The organism is Streptomyces sp. NPDC017890 (assembly GCF_044328675.1).
Taxonomy (GTDB): domain Bacteria; phylum Actinomycetota; class Actinomycetes; order Streptomycetales; family Streptomycetaceae; genus Streptomyces.
The window spans coordinates 120,139-138,130 of the sequence record NZ_JBIRHU010000007.1; the positions used below are offsets into that span (position 1 = coordinate 120,139).

17 protein-coding genes are annotated in these 17,992 nt (G+C 71.7%); 5 read left to right on the plus strand and 12 right to left on the minus strand.

Going from position 1 to position 17,992, the window contains the following annotated elements; translation table 11 throughout:
• Positions 1–3: 3 nt before the first annotated feature.
• A complete protein-coding gene (locus tag ACH4F2_RS11350; RefSeq protein ID WP_398132463.1) occupies positions 4–384 on the minus strand; it encodes a BTAD domain-containing putative transcriptional regulator in 381 nt (126 codons plus the stop codon).
• Between the two features lie 210 nt (positions 385–594).
• A complete protein-coding gene (locus ACH4F2_RS11355) occupies positions 595–972 on the minus strand; it encodes a MerR family transcriptional regulator (RefSeq protein ID WP_398132464.1) in 378 nt (125 codons plus the stop codon).
• A 75-nt stretch (positions 973–1,047) separates the two neighbouring features.
• Between ACH4F2_RS11355 and ACH4F2_RS11360 the strand changes: the two genes are divergently transcribed.
• A complete protein-coding gene (locus tag ACH4F2_RS11360) occupies positions 1,048–1,776 on the plus strand; it encodes an SDR family oxidoreductase (protein ID WP_398132465.1) in 729 nt (242 codons plus the stop codon).
• A 359-nt stretch (positions 1,777–2,135) separates the two neighbouring features.
• On the opposite strand, the gene ACH4F2_RS11365 is transcribed toward ACH4F2_RS11360, so the two are convergent.
• A complete protein-coding gene (locus ACH4F2_RS11365) occupies positions 2,136–2,420 on the minus strand; it encodes a DUF6332 family protein (RefSeq protein WP_398132466.1) in 285 nt (94 codons plus the stop codon).
• A 74-nt stretch (positions 2,421–2,494) separates the two neighbouring features.
• On the opposite strand from ACH4F2_RS11365, the gene ACH4F2_RS11370 reads away from it, so the two are divergent.
• Complete coding sequence (locus tag ACH4F2_RS11370; protein WP_398132467.1) at positions 2,495–2,893, plus strand: MarR family winged helix-turn-helix transcriptional regulator; 399 nt, start codon at positions 2,495–2,497, stop codon at positions 2,891–2,893.
• Positions 2,894–2,916: 23 nt separating this feature from the next.
• On the opposite strand, the gene ACH4F2_RS11375 is transcribed toward ACH4F2_RS11370, so the two are convergent.
• On the minus strand, positions 2,917–3,657 hold the full coding sequence (locus ACH4F2_RS11375) for a maleylpyruvate isomerase family mycothiol-dependent enzyme (protein ID WP_398132468.1): 741 nt from the start codon (positions 3,655–3,657) through the stop codon (positions 2,917–2,919).
• A gap of 224 nt (positions 3,658–3,881) precedes the next feature.
• Here ACH4F2_RS11375 and ACH4F2_RS11380 point away from each other — a divergent pair, with 224 nt between their 5' ends.
• Positions 3,882–4,742: an aldo/keto reductase gene (locus tag ACH4F2_RS11380; protein ID WP_398132469.1), complete on the plus strand. Its 861-nt coding sequence runs from the start codon at positions 3,882–3,884 to the stop codon at positions 4,740–4,742.
• A 128-nt stretch (positions 4,743–4,870) separates the two neighbouring features.
• On the opposite strand, the gene ACH4F2_RS11385 is transcribed toward ACH4F2_RS11380, so the two are convergent.
• Positions 4,871–6,088, minus strand: a complete 1,218-nt coding sequence (locus ACH4F2_RS11385) for an MFS transporter (RefSeq protein ID WP_398132470.1) — start codon at positions 6,086–6,088, stop codon at positions 4,871–4,873.
• Between the two features lie 136 nt (positions 6,089–6,224).
• On the opposite strand from ACH4F2_RS11385, the gene ACH4F2_RS11390 reads away from it, so the two are divergent.
• The gene (locus ACH4F2_RS11390; protein WP_398132471.1) at positions 6,225–7,466 is read left to right on the plus strand and encodes an ROK family protein; all 1,242 of its coding nucleotides are present in this window, start codon (positions 6,225–6,227) and stop codon (positions 7,464–7,466) included.
• A 175-nt stretch (positions 7,467–7,641) separates the two neighbouring features.
• Here ACH4F2_RS11390 and ACH4F2_RS11395 read toward each other — a convergent pair whose 3' ends face one another.
• The 4 genes from ACH4F2_RS11395 to ACH4F2_RS11410 all read right to left on the minus strand — a co-directional run bounded on the left by ACH4F2_RS11395 (position 7,642) and on the right by ACH4F2_RS11410 (position 12,169).
• Positions 7,642–9,021, minus strand: a complete 1,380-nt coding sequence (locus ACH4F2_RS11395) for a GH1 family beta-glucosidase (protein ID WP_398132472.1) — start codon at positions 9,019–9,021, stop codon at positions 7,642–7,644.
• A gap of 62 nt (positions 9,022–9,083) precedes the next feature.
• Positions 9,084–9,911 (minus strand): carbohydrate ABC transporter permease, encoded by an 828-nt coding sequence (locus ACH4F2_RS11400; protein ID WP_398132473.1) that lies wholly within the window; start codon positions 9,909–9,911, stop codon positions 9,084–9,086.
• Positions 9,912–9,916: 5 nt separating this feature from the next.
• Complete coding sequence (locus ACH4F2_RS11405) at positions 9,917–10,870, minus strand: carbohydrate ABC transporter permease (protein ID WP_398132474.1); 954 nt, start codon at positions 10,868–10,870, stop codon at positions 9,917–9,919.
• 12 nt (positions 10,871–10,882) lie between these two features.
• Positions 10,883–12,169, minus strand: coding sequence for an ABC transporter substrate-binding protein (locus tag ACH4F2_RS11410; protein WP_398132475.1), 1,287 nt, complete (start codon positions 12,167–12,169; stop codon positions 10,883–10,885).
• 286 nt (positions 12,170–12,455) lie between these two features.
• Here ACH4F2_RS11410 and yicI point away from each other — a divergent pair, with 286 nt between their 5' ends.
• Complete coding sequence (gene yicI / locus ACH4F2_RS11415; RefSeq protein ID WP_398132476.1) at positions 12,456–14,726, plus strand: alpha-xylosidase; 2,271 nt, start codon at positions 12,456–12,458, stop codon at positions 14,724–14,726.
• 20 nt (positions 14,727–14,746) lie between these two features.
• Here yicI and ACH4F2_RS11420 read toward each other — a convergent pair whose 3' ends face one another.
• From ACH4F2_RS11420 to ACH4F2_RS11430, 3 genes are all read right to left on the minus strand, one after another.
• Positions 14,747–15,949 carry a cysteine desulfurase-like protein gene (locus tag ACH4F2_RS11420; protein ID WP_398132477.1) on the minus strand — a complete coding sequence of 401 codons (1,203 nt, stop codon included), beginning with the start codon at positions 15,947–15,949 and terminating at the stop codon, positions 14,747–14,749.
• Positions 15,950–16,170: 221 nt separating this feature from the next.
• Positions 16,171–17,235, minus strand: coding sequence for an ABC transporter permease (locus tag ACH4F2_RS11425; RefSeq protein ID WP_398132478.1), 1,065 nt, complete (start codon positions 17,233–17,235; stop codon positions 16,171–16,173).
• A gap of 114 nt (positions 17,236–17,349) precedes the next feature.
• The gene (locus tag ACH4F2_RS11430) at positions 17,350–17,943 is read right to left on the minus strand and encodes a Dps family protein (RefSeq protein ID WP_398132479.1); all 594 of its coding nucleotides are present in this window, start codon (positions 17,941–17,943) and stop codon (positions 17,350–17,352) included.
• Positions 17,944–17,992 lie beyond the last annotated feature (49 nt).

The window sequence follows — 17,992 nt, forward strand, 5'->3', positions numbered from 1 at the left end:
TACTCAGGGTCCCGGGTCGGAGCCCAGTGCCTCGGCGAGCCGCTGCCGTACCGCGTCGTAGGCGGTGAGCGCGTCGGCCGGGCGGCCCGCGCGGTACAGCGCGAGCATCAGAAGCTCGCACAGGCGCTCCCGCAAGGGGTGCGCCACGACGAGCCGGACGAGTTCGTGGACGTACTCGAAGAAATGCCCGAGGTCGATCTGGCCGGCCAGCCGGCCTTCCAGGACGGTGAGCCGTTTCTCGGCCCAGCGCAGCAGTTGCGCAGCCAGGCAGGGGGCATGAAGGCCCTCGGCGAACTCGCCGCGCCACAGTTCCTCAGCCTGCCGGGCCAGTTCAGTGGCCCGGCGCAACTCGCCGGTGGCGCGGGCGGCCAGCGCCTGCGCCACCAGTTGCCGACGCTGCCGCAGATTGTCGGCGTGGACCCCCGCGCGCGGGGTGACGCCGCCGCGGCGGCGCCCAAGGTTCAGCAGTCCCCGAACCGACCGGAGCCCCGACCGCAGAAGCCGGCGTCGGGTCACTCGCCTTCGGCGTTCGCACGGGTCTCCTGCTCGTGTCACCAGCCGTGGACCGCTGGTGCGACGCCCGGCCGCCCGCGCCTACGGGTGCGTGTCCGTGATCGCGATGACCTCGTCGAGGCGGTCCAGGGCAGCCTGCAGGTCGTCGACCTTGGCCTGGATCCGGTCGCGTTCGGCGCGCAGCATGGCTCGTTGCTCGGCGTCGGTGTGCCCGGAGTCCCAGCACGGAAGGAGTTCCGTGATCCTTCGGCTGGTCAGACCGGCGGCGAACATCTGCTGGAAGAAGCGGACCAGGGCGATGGCGTCCCGCCGGTAGAGGCGCTGGCCGGATGGGCTGCGCTCCGCGACGAGCAGCCCCTGCTGCTCGTAGTAGCGCACGGCGCGTACCGAGACGCCAGCGCCCCGTGCCACCTCGCCGATGCGGATCGGCCGCTCGGCCGCGGCCTCTGTGACGGTCATGGCGAATCCTCTCCCCCCGGTCCTGATGACCAATGCTTGCCTCTGACGTCAACGTCAGGTTTTAGCGTACCGGGCATGGACATCAACAACTCAGTTGCCCTTGTCACCGGAGCCAACCGCGGCCTGGGCCGCGCCTTCGCCCAGCGCCTGCTCGAACGGGGTGCCCGCAAGGTCTACGCGACGGCCCGCCGGCCGGAGACCGTGGACCTGCCGGGGGTCGAGGTGCTGCCCCTCGACATCGCCGATCCCGCGTCCGTGAGGGCCGCAGCCGAGGCCGCCCCGGACGTCTCGCTGCTCATCAACAACGCGGGGATCCAGACGGGGACCGACCTGGTGACCGGTTCGCTGGACGCGGTACGGCGCGAACTGGAGACGAACCTGTTCGGCCACCTGGGAATGGTCCGGGAGTTCGCGCCGGCGCTCGGCGGGAACGGCGGGGGCGCGATCGTCAACGTCCTCTCCGCCATGTCATGGTTCGGGGGCAAGGGCGCCAACGCCTACCACCTGACCAAGGCCGCCGCCTGGGCCATGACCAACGGCGTCCGCCTGGAACTCGCCGAGCAGGGCACGCTCGTGACGGCGGTGCACCTCGGTCTGGCCGACACCGACATGGCCGCGGGCTGGCCCGTGGACAAGATCGCGCCGTCGGACCTGGCCGACGCGGCGCTCGACGGTGTCGAGGCGGGCTCCGCCGAGGTCCTCGCCGACCAGTGGAGCCGGGACGTCAAGTCCCGGCTGCCGCTGACGCCGGAAGAGTTCAACGCCGCGATGGACCGCGCTCTGGCGGCGCTGACGGCGGCCTGAGGGGCATCTCGGGACGCAGCGACTTCGGCCGGTTGCTCCTGAGGTCAGTCAATCAGTACTCCGTCCGCAGTTGCGGAGCTTCATGTTGTGGCCTCGCGTCGGCGGCAGTGGCAGTGGCAGTGGCAGTGGCAGTGGCAGTGGCAGTCGCGGACGCGGGCCTGGTGCAGACGACGCCATGGGGACCAGCGCAGGCGATGGCCACGTTGGCCGTTCGGGGACGCGGCGGACAGGGCGAACAGTCGCGGCGCGGCCCCACCGGCCCACTCCGCAGCGGGCCGAGCCTTGGCCCCCCGGCACACGGTCGCGGGCGAGACGCCGAACAGTGGGGTCCGCGTCCGGGCCCCACTGGTGTCCCTGGCCTACGAGCCGGGGCCGGTGCGGCCGGACCGGCTGGGCTGATCGCCGCGCGCGAACCGGACCAGCACGCTCACCACGCGGACGAAGAACACCACGGCGGCCAGCACCGCACCCGAGCCGACGAGCACGTCCCGTACACCGCCCGGCAGCCCGAAGAGGTACGCCGGTCCCGCCAGGGCCCCGAACAGCACGGCCGCCGCGAACGCCGCGCTGCACAGCGCGTACCCGATCTCGACGGTGATCGCGTCCCGCTCGCCCTGCGTACGCCGTCCCCCGTAGGTGTTCATGCCGACAAGTCTTCCAGACCTGCGCCGGTTCGGCGGCGCGGTGTCCGCCGCGGCCGCTCTGCTACGGTGCGCCCATGGCGGCGAAGAAGGCCGAACAGGCGCTCGTGACCCGGTGGCGCGGCATCCTGGCCCTGCACGCTCGCACCCAGTGTGAACTCGACCGTGCGCTGCACCGACACGGCCTGTGCGGAAGCGACTTCGAGGTGCTCGACGTCCTGGCAGGCACGCTGGACGAGGACGGTTCCGGCTCCTGCGGATACCGCGTCCAGCAGATCTCCGAGCGGGTCCACCTGAGCCAGAGCGCGTTGTCGCGGCTGGTCGCCAGGCTGGAGGAGGACGGCCTCGTCGAACGCTCCATGTGCCCGGAGGACCGGCGGGGCGTGCGGGTGGCTCTCACCTCGAAGGGGCGGGTCATGTACGGCCAGGTGCTTCCGGTGCAGCGGGCAGTGCTGCACCGGATGCTGGCCGACTGACCGACGACACCGCCCGGTGCGGCTCAGTTCCAGGTGACGCCCGACTTCTCACGCCACAGCGCGGCGAGCGATGCGTCGCCGGTCACCTCCGGGAACGGCCGGCGGTTCCACAGCGCCGGATAGAGCTGTGCGGCGGGTCCGTTCAGCTCGCAGTCGGCGTCCCCGGCATCGTCCCGCTCGGTCACGGGAGGCTGTGCGGACAGCCGTACGGTCCACACGGCGCCCGGTACGTCCGTGGCACGCACCCGCAGCGTGCGGGGCTCCGCGGTGCGCACCGCGCTCTTCGGGCGGGCATGGAAGGCGCACAGCAACTCGTCGATGCCGTCCACCGCGAAGTCCGCGCCGATGCCGGTGGGGTCGCCGCCCCGGGCCGACTCGGCGTCGATCCGGTGCATGGTCGTCTCGTGCGCCTGCCGTCGGGCCCAGAAGGCCAGGGGCGACGGCGCGGGCAGGAAGTGCCAGCAGCGCACGCCGGGCGAGGCGCCGGCGAGGGTGTCGACGAGCTGCCCGTGTCCTTCCCGGAACCAGGCCAGCAGCGCGGCGCCGTCGAGGTCGGGCAGGCCGCCGTCGGGCCGGGGGCCGGTGTGCCCCTCGGCGACGAACGCAGCCGCCCAGCGGTGCACCATCCCCGTGTGACGCAGCAGGTCCCGGACCTGCCACCCGGGGCAAGTGGGCACCTCGGCGTCGGTGCCCGCCGCTTCGGCGGCCGCGGTCAGCAACGCACCCTCACGGTGCAGGGTTTCGACGAACGTGGCGCTCTCCATGGCGGTGAGTGTGCCGCATGGAGAGGGCTTCAGGCGAAGCCTCCGAAGGTCCGGCGCTTCCCCTGGAGCAGGCTTCCCGTCGCCCGGGCGGTCCGCCGCCGGGCACGGCAGTCGGCCGGCGTGAGGACGGGGCTGCGCGGTCATGGTCGGCCGGTCGTTCCCAACTGGACTGTTAACGTTGCCCGTTGCCCGTTGCCCGTCGAGCGGGGGAGGGAAGGAAGCACGTGACATCGACTGAGTTCTGTATCAGCGGCGATCTGAGAGTGCGGCGGTTGGGGTTCGGTGCCATGCACTTGCCCACGGAACCGGGTCCGGCCCGCGAGACCTCTCTCGCGGTCGCCCGGCGGGCCGTCGAGCTGGGCGTCACGCTGATCGACACCGCCTACATGTATGGCGGTGGGGCCAACGAGGAACTCCTGGCCGAGGCCCTGCACCCTTATGCGGACGGACTGCTGATCACCACCAAGGTCGGCGTCGCCCGATCGGGCCCCTCCGGCGAGTGGAAGCTCGACGGGCGGCCGGCCGTGCTGCGCGATCAGGTCGAGCAGGCCCTGCGCCGACTGCGCGTCGAGCGGATCGAGCTGCTTCAGCTGCATCGCATCGACCCCGACACACCGCTCGCCGACCAGGTGGGCACGCTGCGGGACCTGCGGGCGGAGGGCAAGATCGGTCGGATCGGGCTGTCCGAGGTCAGCGTCGACGAACTCGACCAGGCACGAGAGATCGTCGACGTCGCGAGCGTGCAGAACCGGTACAACCTCCTCGACCGCGAGCACGAGCCCGTGCTCGCGGCCTGCGAAGCGGCAGGGATCGCGTTCCTGCCGTGGCGCCCGGTCGCCTGGGGCAAGTCGGGGGCGGAGGCCGAGATCGCCTCCGTGGCGGCCGAGCTCGACGCCACCCCCACGCAGATCGCGCTCGCCTGGCTCCTCGGCCATTCACCTGTCGTCCTCCCGATTCCCGGCACCGGCCGGATCGGTCACCTGGAGGAGAACCTCGCCGCGGGACGTCTCGGAATGACCCCCGCGCACCGTGTCCGTCTCGACCGGCTCACCGAGGTGGCGCCAGGTCCGTCTCCTCGGGCATGACCGAGGAGACGGACAGACGGACCAGGAGCGGGGGCGAGGTGACGGTGCCTCTGGAAGACGTGTCCGCGCTTGCCGTGACGGGTTGCCGGGGCACTGCCGGCGTGGGCCGCCGGACAGCGCCCCGAGGTTCAGCCCGCCACTCCCGCGCGCCGGGTCGCGACCGCGACGAGCACCGCGACCGCCGCCAGTAGCGCCACGCTGGTGAGCGCGGCCGGCAGGGAGAACCAGTCGGCCATGAAGCCGATCGCGGGCGGCCCGAGCAGCATGCCGCCGTAGCCCAGGGTGGACGCCGCCGCGACGCCGCTGGGACCGCCCAGCGCCCCGGCCCGTTCGACCGCGACCGGGAAGATGTTGGCGAGCCCGAGCCCGGTGATCGCGAAGCCGAACAACGCCGCCCACACGGACGGGGCGAGCGAGCCGAGCAGCATGCCCGCCACGGCGATCGTGCCGCCGGCCACCACCGTGGTCGTCCGGCCGAGGCGTTCCAGCAACGTCGTGCCGGTCAGGCGGCCGACGGTCATGGCGAGAGCGAAGCAGGAGTATCCCGCGGCCGCCAGGCCCGGCGAGGCGTCGAGGTCCTGCTCCAGGTGCAGGGCGCCCCAGTCGGCCATGGCGCCCTCGCCGTACGCCGTGCACAGGGCGATCAGACCGAAGGTGATGACGAGGCGGCGGGTACGGCGGTCGGGTGGCCGCGGTGCGCTGTCGCCCCGGTCGGGACGGTCGCCCCGGTCGGGTCGGTCGCCCTGGTCGGGACGGGCGGTACGGTCCGGCGGCGCGGCGGGTTCGCAGCGCAGCAGGGCCCGGCCCGCGACCAGGGTGACAAGGAGGCCGATCACGGTGAGGCCGAGCAGGTGCCGCACCGGCGACAGCGACCCTGCGACGAGCCCGCCGAGTCCGGCGCCGATCATGCCGCCCAGGCTGAACGCCGCGTGGAAGCTGGGCATGATCGGGCGCCGCAGGACGGCCACCAGGTCGACGGCGGCGCTGTTGAAGGCGACGTTGATCCCGCCGTAGGCGCTGCCGAAGACCAGCAGTACGGCGCCGAGGGCGAGCGCGGAGTGGGTGAGCGGGGGCAGGGCGATGCTGAGGCAGAGCAGGACCGCGCAGGCGACGGTGACGGGGTGGCTGCCGTAGCGGCGGACCAGCCGTCCGGTGAGCGTCATGGTGACGACGGCGCCCGCGGAGACCCCGAGCAGCGCCAGCCCCAGGTCGCTGGCGGAGGCGCCGGTCTGCTCCTTGATGGCGGGGATCCGTACGACCCAGCCGGCGAATATGAAGCCGTCGAGGGCGAAGAAGGCGGTCAGGGCGATGCGGAGGCGGACGAGGTCGGTACTGGGGCCCGGCACGGCGTTGTGCGATCGGGCTTTGTTTATTTGCGGCACAAAATCAGGCTAGGGGTGACGCAGGGGAGGGGCAAGGGCGTCCCGGCCTGCCCCGGGGGCGGGGGTGGCGCCCCCGGCGTCGCATACGCTCGACACCACCATGAAGAACAACCTCACCCCCCTGGGGCCGAAGGCCGACAAGGCCACGGTCAGACGGCACAACCTCAGCCTGGTCCTGAGGGCCGTGCACGACGCGGGGGAGTCGACCAGGGCGGGTATCGCCACTCACGTCGGACTGACCCGCGCCGCGGTGTCGTCCCTCGTCGAGCAGTTGCTGGAGTACGGCTTCGTCTCAGAATGGGGAAAGACCAGCAGCGGTCAGGCGGGGCGGCCCGGCACCGTCCTGAAGGTCTCCCGGTCGGGCCCGGCGGGCCTCGGGGTCGAGATCAACATCGACTACGTCACCGTGTGCGTCGTCGACCTCGCCGGCACCGACCGGGTCCGGCTCGTGGAGCACTTCGACAACCGCAGGGTCCAGCCCTCCGAGGTACTGGCGCGCGCGGCGCGGCTGGCGGCGCGCGCCATCGGTTCGGCGGCCGAACAGGACCTCGTTCCGGCCGGCGTCCATGTCGCGCTGCCGGGCCTGGTGACCGGCGGCACCGTGCGCCAGGCCCCCAACCTGGGCTGGCAGCGCGTCGCGGTCGAAGGGCTGTTCGCGCAGGCGCTCCTCGCCCTGCGCCCGGCCCACCGCCCCCTGCCGGTCAGCTCCGACAACGAGGCCAACGCCGCCGCCCTCGCCGAGCTGTGGTTCGGCGCGGGCACCGAGGGCGTGCGCAGCTTCCTGTACCTGACCGGCGAGATCGGCATCGGTGGCGCCCTGGTGCTGGGAGGCGAGCTGCTGCGCGGTGCGCACGGCTTCGCCGGGGAGATCGGGCACATGGTCGTCGATCCGGACGGACCGCTGTGCCGGTGCGGGGCCCGCGGCTGCCTGGAGCAGTACGCCGGACAGGCCGCGCTGCTGAAGGCCGCCGGCATCGACGCGGACGCGGGCGTGCAGGGCGTCGCCGAACTCGAACGCCGCGCCCGGCGGGGTGACGCGGCCGCCCTGTCGGCGATCGAGCGCGCCGGACGGCAGCTGGGCGTCGTCGTGTCGGGCGCGGTGAACCTCTTCGACCCGGACGCGGTGATGCTCGGCGGTGTCTACCGCGAGCTGATGGACTGGCTGGCCCCCGCCGTCGACCGCGAGCTCGCCCTCCGCGTCGTCTCCGGGCTGTGGAGCGAGGACGGGAAGCGGCTGCGGCCCGCGTCCTCCCTCGGGGACGCGGGCCGGGGCGCGGCCGGCGTGATCGTCCGCGAGGTGCTCGCCGACCCGGCGGCGTATGCCGAGCGGGAGCAGAGCTGACGCGGGGGCCGCCCGGCCGAGGCCTGCCAGGCGTCCCGCGCTCCAGGCCCCCGCGCTCCAGGCCCCCGCGCTCCAGGCGTCCCGCGCCCCAGGCCCCGCCCCCAGGCGTCCCGCGCCCCAGGACGCCCCCGCGCCCCAGGTCCCACCCGCCCCAAGCCGGCCCCGCGCCCCCGGGTCAGCCCCGGTTCGCGGCGATCATCTCCCGGTACCAGCGGTAGCTGTCCTTCGGTGTGCGCTCCTGCGTGTCGTAGTCGACCCGGACGATGCCGAACCGCTTGTCGTAGCCGTACGCCCACTCGAAGTTGTCCAGCAGCGACCACACGTAGTACCCGCGTACGTCCACTCCCGCGTCCATCGCCGCCCGCAGCGCCGTGAGGTGGTCGCGCAGGTAGGCGACGCGGTCGGCGTCGTGCACCGTGCCGTCGGGGGCGGGCGTGTCGTCCTCCGCCGAGCCGTTCTCGGTGATGTGGACCGGAGGCAGCGCGTCACCGTACTGCTTCTTCAGCTGGACGAGCAGGTCGGTGAAGCCGGCCGGGACGACCGGCCAGTTCATCGCGGTGTGCCGGACTCCCGGGTGCCGGACCTCCTCGTAGCGGTTGTCCGTGGCCACCCGCCGCGCCGGGTCGCTCTCGCGGTGCGGGGCGTCGGCGACCACGATCGGCCGGTAGTAGTTGACGCCGAGGAAGTCCAGCGGCTGGGAGATCAGCTCCAGGTCGCCGTCCCGCCGGAAGTCCTCCCCGGTGATCAGCTCGCCCCAGGTCTCCTCCTCGGTGGCCGGGTAGCGGCCCGCGAGGATGGGCTCGGTCCACACCAGGTTGTGCTGGGTGTCGGCGCGGACCACGGCCGCGAGGTCGGCGGGGGAGTCGGTGGCGGGCAGGTTGCGGTCCAGGTTGAGCGTGATACCGGCCTCGCGCACCCCGGCCGCGCGCAGCGCCGACATCGCCAGACCATGGCCGACCAGCAGGTGGTGGGCGGCGGCCAGCGCGCCCCGGCCCTCCTTGGCGCCGGGAGCGTGCCGGCCGATGGAGTAGCCCAGGAAGGAGCTGCACCACGGCTCGTTGAGCGTGATCCAGCGCGGTACCCGGTCGCCCAGGTGCTCCGCGACCACGGCCGTGTACTCGGCGAACCGCTCGGCCGTCTCCCGCACTCGCCAGCCGCCCCGGTCTTCCAGGGCTTGCGGCAGGTCCCAGTGGTAGAGGGTGGCGGCCGGCTCGATGCCCGCCGCGAGCAGCTCGTCGACCAGGCGGGAGTAGAAGTCCAGCCCCTTCCGGTTCACCGCGCCCGAGCCTTCCGGCACGATGCGCGGCCAGGCGATCGAGAAGCGGTACGAGTCCACACCCAGGTCGCGCAGCAGCGCCACGTCCTCGGGGTAGCGATGGTAGTGGTCGCAGGCCACGTCACCGGTGTCGCCGTTCACCACCAGGCCGGGGGTGTGGCTGTACGTGTCCCAGATCGACGGACCGCGGCCGTCCTCCCGTGCCGCGCCCTCGATCTGGTACGAGGCGGTCGCGGCGCCGAACACGAAGCCGGGCGGAAAACCGGGGAAGTCACTCATGCTGTGCAGCTCATCTCCATGCTCACGGGGGTGCGTACGGCTTGCGGGAGCGCGTACGGGGGTCACTTGACGGAGCCGCCGGTGATCCCGGCGGCGATGTACTTCTGGGCGAGGACGAGCAGGATCGCCGCCGGCACCGCGGAGAGCACGGAGGCGGCCATCACCGAGCCCCAGTCGCCGACGTGCGCGCCGATGTACTGGTAGATACCCAGGGTGATGGGCTTGACGTCGTCGGTCGTGTTCAGGGTGAGCGCGAACATGAAGTCGCTCCACGAGAACAGGAACGCGAACAGCCCGGAGGTGATCAGCGAGTTGCGGCTCATCGGCAGCACGACCCGCACGAACGTCCGCACCGGTCCGGCGCCGTCGATCTGGGCGGCCTCGAGCACCTCGCCCGGGATCGACACCATGAAGGAGCGCATCAGCACGATGGAGAACGGGATGCCCAGGGAGGCGTCCGCGAGCATCAGGCCGAAGTAGGAGTTGACCAGGCCCAGGTCGACGTACGAGTTGTAGAGCGCGTTGGCGATGACGATGCCCGGCACCATCTGGGTGATCAGCGTGCCGAACACGATCGTGCGGGAGCCGCGCAGGCCGAACCGTGCGAGGCCGTACGCGGCCGGCGCGGAGATCAGCAGGCAGATGACGACCGCGCCGAGCGAGACGGCCAGCGAGGTCAGCAGGTGCCCGCCCTGGTCGCTGATCGCCTTGGAGAAGCCGGACAGGTCCAGGCTGCCCGGCACCGGGTCGACCTGGAGGAGCCCGGACTCGGGCTGGAGCGCGGTGTTGAGCATCCAGTACAGCGGGAACAGCATCACGCCGAGGACGAGAACGCCGGCGACGGTGGAACCCCAGCGGCGCCGGGAGGCTGTGGGCGTGTGGGAGGCCATGGACGTCACTTCCCCTCGGTGCGGTTGGCCCGCAGGTAGAACACCGCGAACACGGCGGAGATCAGGATGAGTACGTTGCCGACGACGGCACCCGCGCCGAAGTCCAGCTGGACGAACGAGTTCTGGTAGGTGAGCGTGCCCAGCGTCTGGGTGGCGTCGGCCGGACCGCCGTCGGTGAGGGCGAGGATCAGGTCGAGGATCTTGACCGTCGACATGAAACCGAGCACCAGAACGACGGTGATGACGGGCTTGAGGACCGGCAGGGTGACGGAGCGGAAGGTCCGCCACGCCGAGGCGCCGTCCAGGGCGGCCGCCTCGTGGAGTTCCTTCGGGATCTCCTGGAGACCGCCGTACAGGATGACCATGTTGAACGGGATGCCGATCCAGATGTTGACCAGGATGACCGACACGAGGGCCATCTCCGGGCTGGTCAGCCAGGGCGTGCTGCCGCCGATCCCGACGGTGTCCAGGAACGAGTTCAGGACGCCCGTGTCCTGGTCGAGGATGCGCCGCCAGACGATGCCGGACACCACCATGGGCACCAGCCAGGGCAGCAGGATCAGCGAGCGGAGCACCCCGTTCAGCGGGAACCGGCGGCTGAAGAACACCGCGAGCGCCATGCCGATGCAGAACTGCCCGAGGAGCGAGCCCGCGGTGAAGACGAGGGTGTGCCACAGAGCCTTGCCGAACAGGGCGTCCTGGAACACGTTGGACCAGTTGTCGGCGCCGTTGAAGGGCGCCTCACCGGTGAAGAAGGTCTTCGGCGTGTAGTGCTGGAAACTCATCACGACGTTGCGGACGAGCGGGTAGCCGAAGAACAGCAGCATGAAGACGACGGCGGGGGCGACGAACCCCCACTGGGCGAGCCGGCGCCGGCGCCTGAGCCGGTCCGGGTCCGGCGCGGTGGCCGTCTTGGACGCCTTGTCGGGCGTCTGTGCGGTGACGGTGGACGTGGTCATGGGCGCGTTTCCTCAGTTCCCGCTCGTGGCCCGCTGCTGGGCGCGCTTCAGGGCGGCCTCGCTGGACTGGCCGGTCAGGGCGGACTGGAAGGCGCTCTGCAGGGCGAGCGAGACGCTCGACCAGCCGGCGCCGAGCTTCGCCGTCCGGGACCGGGCGACGGCCACCTGGTCGGCGAGGGAGTCCAGCTCGGGCACCCGTTCGCGCCAGACGGCGGCGGCCTTCGCGTTGGCCGGGACCATCCAGCTGTTGAGCGCGTAGGTCAGCTGCTCCTTCTCGCTCGCCAGACAGGCCACGATCTTCGCGGCGGTCTTCTCCCGCGCGTCGTCACCGGTGTTGGGCACGGTGAGCACGGCGCCGCCGAGCGGACCGACCGAGTCGTCGCCGGCCTCGGGCACGGGGATCGGCGCGATGCCCCAGTTCAGCGACTTGTCGGTGTTCAGGGTCTCCACCTGCCACGGCCCGTTGATCATCATCGCCGCGTTGCCGGCCATGAACTGGTCGTTGACGTCGGCCTGCGTCCAGTTGACCGTGGACTTCGACAGCGAGCCGTCCTGCAGCAGGCCCTTCCAGTAGTCGAGCGCCTCGACGACCTGCGGGCCGGCCAGGTCGGTCTCGTCACCGCCGTTGGACCACATGAAGGGCGTGAACTGGAAGACGCCGTCCTCCGCGCCGCCCGCGCTGAGCGCCAGCCCGTACTGCTTGCCCTGGGTGAGCTTCTTCGCGCTCTCCCGCAGCTGCTCCCACGTGGTGGGCACCTCGACGCCCGCCTTGTCGAGGACGTCCTTGTTGTAGAAGAGCGCGAGCGTGTTCACGGAGCGGGCCGCGCCGTAGTACGTCCCCTCGTACGAGCCGAAGTCGACGATGCCCTCGGGGATGCCGTCGGTGCTCAGCCCGAGGGATTCGAGGTCGACCAGTCCACCCGCGTCGGCGAACGTCGGCATCTCGGACGCGTCGAACTGCACGATGTCGGGCAGCGACTTGGACGACGCCATGCGCAGTGCCTTCGTCATCACCTGTGCGGCCGGGACGCTCTGCTGCTCGATGGTGACGCCCAGCTGCTTGCCGCAGCGGGCCATCGCCTCCGCGTCCCAGCGGTGGTACGACTCGTCGGTCGAGGAGTTCATCACGGTGTACACGTCGGCGTCGCGCTGTTGTCCGCAGCCTGCGAGCGCCGCCCCGGCGACCAGGACGGAGACGGCGGCGAACGGGGCGACGGATCGGCGTGAGCGTCCTCGCCCGCGGTGCGTGGCAGCCGGAGGGTGTGCTGTCAAGGCGAGCGAGGTGAAGCGCTTCGACATGGTGCGGGGCCCTTGCTGTCGTACCGTCCGGCTTCATTGCCGGACCGTTTTGTTTGATGTGATGACTAATACGTCAAGGACATGCCGTCGCGCTAGAGCAAAGTGGCCTCGGTCTCGCCACTTCGTGGGGTGAGTGGCCTGTTGTGATGGGTAATCACGCCTGTTCAGCGCGGTGAAGTCGCAGTGAAGGCCTCTGCGGCCGGATTTGTTTTGTGTACGATCAAAACGCTGTGAGACGGCCCCCGTGCTCCCATCCGACCAGCTCCCGCCGCACCCAAGGAAGATCATGAAGTTCACCGACGGCTTCTGGCTCATCCGTGACGGCGTGCATCTCTCGTACGCCACCGAGGTACGCGATGTGCGCCCCGAATCGAAGCGCTTCACCGCGCATGCCGCCGTGAAGAAGGTGACGCGGAGGGGAGACACGCTCAACGCGCCGCTCCTCACGGTCGAATGCTTCTCTCCCGCCGAGGGCGTCATCGGCGTCCGTGTCACCCACCACGCCGGCAAGCGCCGGCCGGGCCCCGACTTCGCCCTCGCGGGCGCGGCGGACGGCGCCGGCACGGTGCACCAGGACGGCACGGTCACCGAGCTGACCAGCGGCCCGCTGACCCTCCGCCTGGACCGCGAGGGGCCCTGGGGCCTCAGCTTCCACGACGCGGACGGACGCGAGCTCACGCAGGCGGGCGCGAAGAGCACCGCGTTCGCCACCACGGGCGACGGCGCGCACCACATGCTGAGCCGGCTCGCCCTCGGCGTCGGCGAGCAGATCTACGGCCTCGGCGAGCGCTTCACCCCGTTCGTCAAGAACGGCCAGGTCGTCGACATGTGGCAGGCCGACGGCGGCACCAGCAGCGAGCAGGCCTACAAGAACATCCCGTTCTACCTCTCCTCCCGCGGCTACGGCGTCTTCGTCAACCACCCCGGCGCCGTATCCTTCGAGGTCGGCTCCGAGTCCGTCGGCCAGGTGCAGTTCAGCGTCGAGGACCAGACGCTGGAGTACTACGTCGTCGCCGGCCCCACCCCCAAGGACGTCCTCACCCGCTACACCGCCCTCACCGGCCGCCCCGCCCTGCCGCCCGCCTGGTCCTTCGGCCTGTGGCTCACCACGTCCTTCACCACCTCCTACGACGAGGAGACGGTGACGAGGTTCGTGGACGGCATGGCCGAGCGGGGCATCCCGCTGACCGTGTTCCACTTCGACTGCTTCTGGATGCGCGAGTACCAGTGGTGCGACTTCCAGTGGGACCCCGACGTCTTCCCCGACCCGGACGGCATGCTCGCCCGCCTCAAGGCCAAGGGGCTGAGGGTCAGCGCCTGGATCAACCCCTACATCGCCCAGAAGTCCCCCCTCTTCGACGAGGCCGCCGCCCTCGGGCACCTGGTGCGCAGGCCGGACGGCGACATCTGGCAGTGGGACCTGTGGCAGGCGGGCATGGGCCTGGTCGACTTCACCAGCCCCGCCGCCCGCGACTGGTTCGCCGGGAAGCTCAAGCCGCTGCTCGACCAGGGCGTGGACTGCTTCAAGACCGACTTCGGCGAGCGCGTCCCCACCGACGTCGTCTGGCACGACGGCTCCGACCCGGAGCGGATGCACAACTACTACACCCACCTCTTCAACCGGACCGTCTTCGAACTCCTCGAGAAGGAGCGCGGCCAGGGCGAGGCCGTCCTCTTCGCCCGCTCCGCGACCGCGGGCGGCCAGCAGTACCCGGTCCACTGGGGCGGCGACTGCTGGTCGTCCTTCGAGGCGATGGCCGAGTCGCTCCGGGGCGGCCTGTCCCTGTCCCTGAGCGGCTTCGGCTTCTGGAGCCACGACATCGGCGGCTTCGAGGGCACGCCCGACCCCGCGGTCTTCAAGCGCTGGCTGGCCTTCGGCCTGCTCTCCTCGCACAGCCGGCTGCACGGCTCCTCGTCGTACCGGGTGCCGTGGGAGTTCGGCGAGGAGGCGGTCGACGTCGCCCGGCGCTTCACCCTCCTCAAGCACCGTCTGATGCCCTACCTGTACGGCGTCGCCGCTGAGGCCCACCGCACCGGCGTGCCGATGATGCGTCCGATGCTGCTGGAGTACCCGCACGACCCGGGCTGCCGCCCACTGGACCGCCAGTACATGCTCGGCCCGGACCTCCTGGTCGCCCCGGTCTTCACCGAGGACGGCGAGGTCGAGGTCTATCTCCCCGAGGGCACCTGGACGCACCTCCTGACCGGCGAGCGCGTCACCGGTCCCGCCTGGCGCACCGAACGGCACGGCTACGACAGCCTGCCGCTGTACGTCCGTGAGGGCGCCGTCCTGCCGCTGGCCTCCGACGACCAGCGCCCCGACGGCGACTGGCTGGACGCCCCGACCCTGCTGGTCCACCCGACCGCCGCACCCGACTACGCCGCCGAGGTCACCGTGCCCGACCTGCTGGGCATGCCCGCCGCGACGTTCGGCGTGCGGCGTGACGGGGACGTCCTGCGGGTCACCGCGAGCGGCAGTGACCGTCCGTTCACCGTGCGGGTCGCGGGCGGGGCGAGCGCGGAGGGCGTCGGGGAGGTGAGCGTTCCGCTGGGGTGAGGCCCGCCGGCCCGTGCCCGTCAGCGGTCGAGGCCGGCCAGCGCCGTCAGCAGCCGGTCCACGTCGTCCGCGCTGCTGTACGGCGCGAGCCCGACCCGCACGCCGCCCTCGTCGCCGAGCCCCAGCCGGCGTGAGGCCTCCACGGCGTAGAAGGAGCCGGCGGGCGCGTCCACCGCCCGCTCGGCCAGTCGCCGGTAGACGTCGGCCGGGCGCAGGCCCGCCACGGTGAACAGCAGGGTCGGCGTGCGCCGGGCGGCCCGCGAGTACACGGTGATCCCGCCGAGGTCCGCCAGCCCTCGCTCGATCCGCTCGCGCAGCGTGTCCTCATGGGCCTCCAGGGCCGCGAAGGAGGCGACGAGCCGGTCCCGGCGGCTGCCCCGCGCGTCCGGCTCCAGACCCGCGAGGAAGTCGACCGCGGCACGGGCGCCGGCCAGCAGCTCGTACGGCAGCGTCCCCAGCTCGAAACGCTCGGGGACGGCGTCGCTGGAGGGCAGCAGTTTGTCCGGGCGCAGCGTCTCCAGGAACTCGGGCCGGGCCGCCAGCACCCCCAGATGCGGACCGAGGAACTTGTACGGCGAGCACACCAGAGTGTCCGCGCCGAGCGCGGCCGGGTCGACGACGGCGTGCGAGGCGTAGTGCACGGCGTCGACGTGGAGCAGTGCGCCCACGCCGTGCACCAGGCGAGCGATGGCCGCAAGGTCGGGCATGGTGCCGATGAGGTTGGACGCGGCCGTCACCGCGACCAGCCGGGTGCGCGGCGAGAGCACCGCCTCGATGTGCTCGGGAAGCAGTTCCCCGGTGGCCGGGTCGAAGTCCGCCCAGCGCACGCTCGCGCCGGCCGCGTCCGCCGCCTGCGTCCAGGGCCGGATGTTGGAGTCGTGGTCGAGGCGGGTGACGACCACCTCGTCACCCGGCCCCCACGTCTTGGCGAGTGTCCGGGACAGGTCGTAGGCGAGCTGTGTGGCGCTGCGGCCGAGGACCACGCCCCGCGGCTCGGCGCCCAGCAGGTCGGCCAGCGCGCCCCTGGCGTCCGCGACGATGCCGTCCGCGTTGCGCTCGCCCTCCGTTGTCCGGCCCCGGTTGGCCAGCGGGCCGGCCAGCGCCTCGCCGATGGCGTCGATGACGGGCTGCGGGGTCTGGGTGCCGCCCGGCGCGTCGAAGCGGGCGGAGCCGGATTTCAGGGCGGGTATCTGCGCGCGGATCGCGTCGACGTCGAGGGCCATGTGCACTCCAACCGAAGGCGGGGACTCCCGCCTCATGATCTCAGCAGGGCGGCGATCGGAACAGCCGCGGGGGACGGACGGGTTCGGACCGCACGCGCGTGACGGACGGGTTTTGGAACGTACGCGTGACGTACGGCTTCGGACGTACGAGCGTCATGTACGGCTTCGCACCGCACGCGAGTGACGCAACGGCTTCGCACCGCACGCGCGTGACGGACGGGTCAGGAGTCCGCGGCGTGCGCCGGCTGCTTCTCGCGGCCGCCGGGATGGCGGTGCCGCCAGATCCAGAAGACCGCGCAGGACAGCAGCGCCCACCCGCCGAGCACCAGGAACGGGAAAGCGTGCTGGTGGCCCTGGAAGTACACCGCCGTGTGCTGCGCGTTGACCGAGGCCCCGGGCGGCAGCCACTGGCCGATCGCCCCCAGCGGGGACGGCAGCAGCGGCCAGGACACCGCACCGCCGGACGAGGGGTTGCCGAGGAGCACCATCAGCCCCCACGTCGGCAGCATCGCCCACCGTCCGAACAGGGTGTTGAACATGGTGAAGACCATGCCGGACGCGAACATGGTGAGCGCCAGGATCAGCCACGACTCGACGAACGGCAGGTCGAGCGCCCCCAGCAGCCAGTCCACCGTCGCGGCGATCGCGAACCCGCCGAGCAGCGCGTAGGCAGCCGTGAAGAGGATGCGTTCGAACGGGGTCAGGGAGCGCGCGTGCACACTCAGCTGGATCGCCCCCACGAAGCCGATGATCACCGCGGCCAGGGAGATGTAGAAGATCGCCAGACCGCGCGGGTCGCCCTCCTGCAAGGGGTTGATGTCCCGGACGGTGACCTCGACGCCGGTCTTCTTCCCCACGACCGGTGCCGTGTCGGCCAGTACCTGCGCGACCGAGGCGCCCGACGCGCTGGACAGGTCGAGCACGGCGGTCCGGCCGTCGTCGCGCAGCTCGAAGATCGCGAAGACCTCCTGGTCCTGCATCGCCCGACGGGCCTCGGCCTCGCTGCCGTAGGGATGCACCTTGACCGAGGCGTTCAGCGCCTTCTCCAGGCCGTCCAGAAAGGCCCGGCCACGGGCCTCTTCGTACGAGCCGACCACAGCGGTGGGGATCGAGTGCGGCGTCGGGTCCGCCATCGAGTAGGTGTACGAACCCGCGAAGAGACCCGCGGCCGCCGCGAGGATCAGCACCAGCACGGTGGCCGGCCAGAACGGCGACTGCCGGAACGCGGACCACCGCTGTCCGCGCGTCGGAGGCTGGGCGTGGGCGCCGTGGGACATGTGGGCCATGTCCCGGACGCTTTCACGGCCGGGGCGAAAGGGCATCAAGAGCGCCGTCGCCCGGGGGAGCACGGAGCGTGACGGCGGCCCCCGGCGAGGCCGCGGAGGTCGCGTCGTACGGGATCAGGCGTGCACCAGCGGTGTGTCCACCAGGTGCTCCGCCACGAACCACGCCTGCAGTTCGTTGGTGCGCACGACCTCGGAGACGAGCAGGTCGTTGGTGCCGTCGTCACCGAGGTCCTGGGTGCGGCCGGCGGCGTCGTGGCAGTCGGTCAGGATCAGCTCGTGCGCCTCCAGCAGCCGTGACAGCATGGACGGGACCTCCTCCACCCCGTCCGGCGGGCGCGGCACGGTGGTGATCTCGGCGACGTGCCGGGGATCGCCGATCGCGACGCCGCCGAGCGTCTGGACGCGCTCGGCGATGGTGTCGATCAGCTCCAGCTGCTCGCCCGCGTGCTTGTCCAGCAGCAGGTGCAGTTGGTAGAACGTCGCCCCGCGCATGAGCCAGTGGTACTTCTTGTACAGGTCGTGCAGGATCCGGGTGTCCGCCAGGACCTTGTTGAGCCGCTGGCAGGAGTAGAGGCGGGTCTCCATGGTCAGCGCCACGGGGAACTGCTTGACGGTGCCGAACTCCTGGATGATCCGGCCCTTCTGGTGCAGCCAGGGCTGGCTGCCGTCGGACCGGTGCTCCACGGACGACGACTTCGGGTTGCTCACGCCTGGACTCCTTCGGGACGAGGACGGAAGACTGCGCCGGCGCGGTACG

What these genes read in the sequence shown, in the direction of transcription:
- ACH4F2_RS11355 (WP_398132464.1), bottom strand. Translation starts at nt 972, where the DNA reads ATGACCGTCACAGAGGCCGCGGCCGAGCGGCCGATCCGCATCGGCGAG.
- ACH4F2_RS11360 (WP_398132465.1), top strand. Translation starts at nt 1,048, where the DNA reads ATGGACATCAACAACTCAGTTGCCCTTGTCACCGGAGCCAACCGCGGC.
- ACH4F2_RS11365 (WP_398132466.1), bottom strand. Translation starts at nt 2,420, where the DNA reads ATGAACACCTACGGGGGACGGCGTACGCAGGGCGAGCGGGACGCGATC.
- ACH4F2_RS11370 (WP_398132467.1), top strand. Translation starts at nt 2,495, where the DNA reads ATGGCGGCGAAGAAGGCCGAACAGGCGCTCGTGACCCGGTGGCGCGGC.
- ACH4F2_RS11375 (WP_398132468.1), bottom strand. Translation starts at nt 3,657, where the DNA reads ATGGAGAGCGCCACGTTCGTCGAAACCCTGCACCGTGAGGGTGCGTTG.
- ACH4F2_RS11390 (WP_398132471.1), top strand. Translation starts at nt 6,225, where the DNA reads ATGAAGAACAACCTCACCCCCCTGGGGCCGAAGGCCGACAAGGCCACG.
- ACH4F2_RS11395 (WP_398132472.1), bottom strand. Translation starts at nt 9,021, where the DNA reads ATGAGTGACTTCCCCGGTTTTCCGCCCGGCTTCGTGTTCGGCGCCGCG.
- ACH4F2_RS11400 (WP_398132473.1), bottom strand. Translation starts at nt 9,911, where the DNA reads ATGGCCTCCCACACGCCCACAGCCTCCCGGCGCCGCTGGGGTTCCACC.
- ACH4F2_RS11405 (WP_398132474.1), bottom strand. Translation starts at nt 10,870, where the DNA reads ATGACCACGTCCACCGTCACCGCACAGACGCCCGACAAGGCGTCCAAG.
- ACH4F2_RS11410 (WP_398132475.1), bottom strand. Translation starts at nt 12,169, where the DNA reads ATGTCGAAGCGCTTCACCTCGCTCGCCTTGACAGCACACCCTCCGGCT.
- yicI (WP_398132476.1), top strand. Translation starts at nt 12,456, where the DNA reads ATGAAGTTCACCGACGGCTTCTGGCTCATCCGTGACGGCGTGCATCTC.
- ACH4F2_RS11420 (WP_398132477.1), bottom strand. Translation starts at nt 15,949, where the DNA reads ATGGCCCTCGACGTCGACGCGATCCGCGCGCAGATACCCGCCCTGAAA.
- ACH4F2_RS11425 (WP_398132478.1), bottom strand. Translation starts at nt 17,235, where the DNA reads ATGGCCCACATGTCCCACGGCGCCCACGCCCAGCCTCCGACGCGCGGA.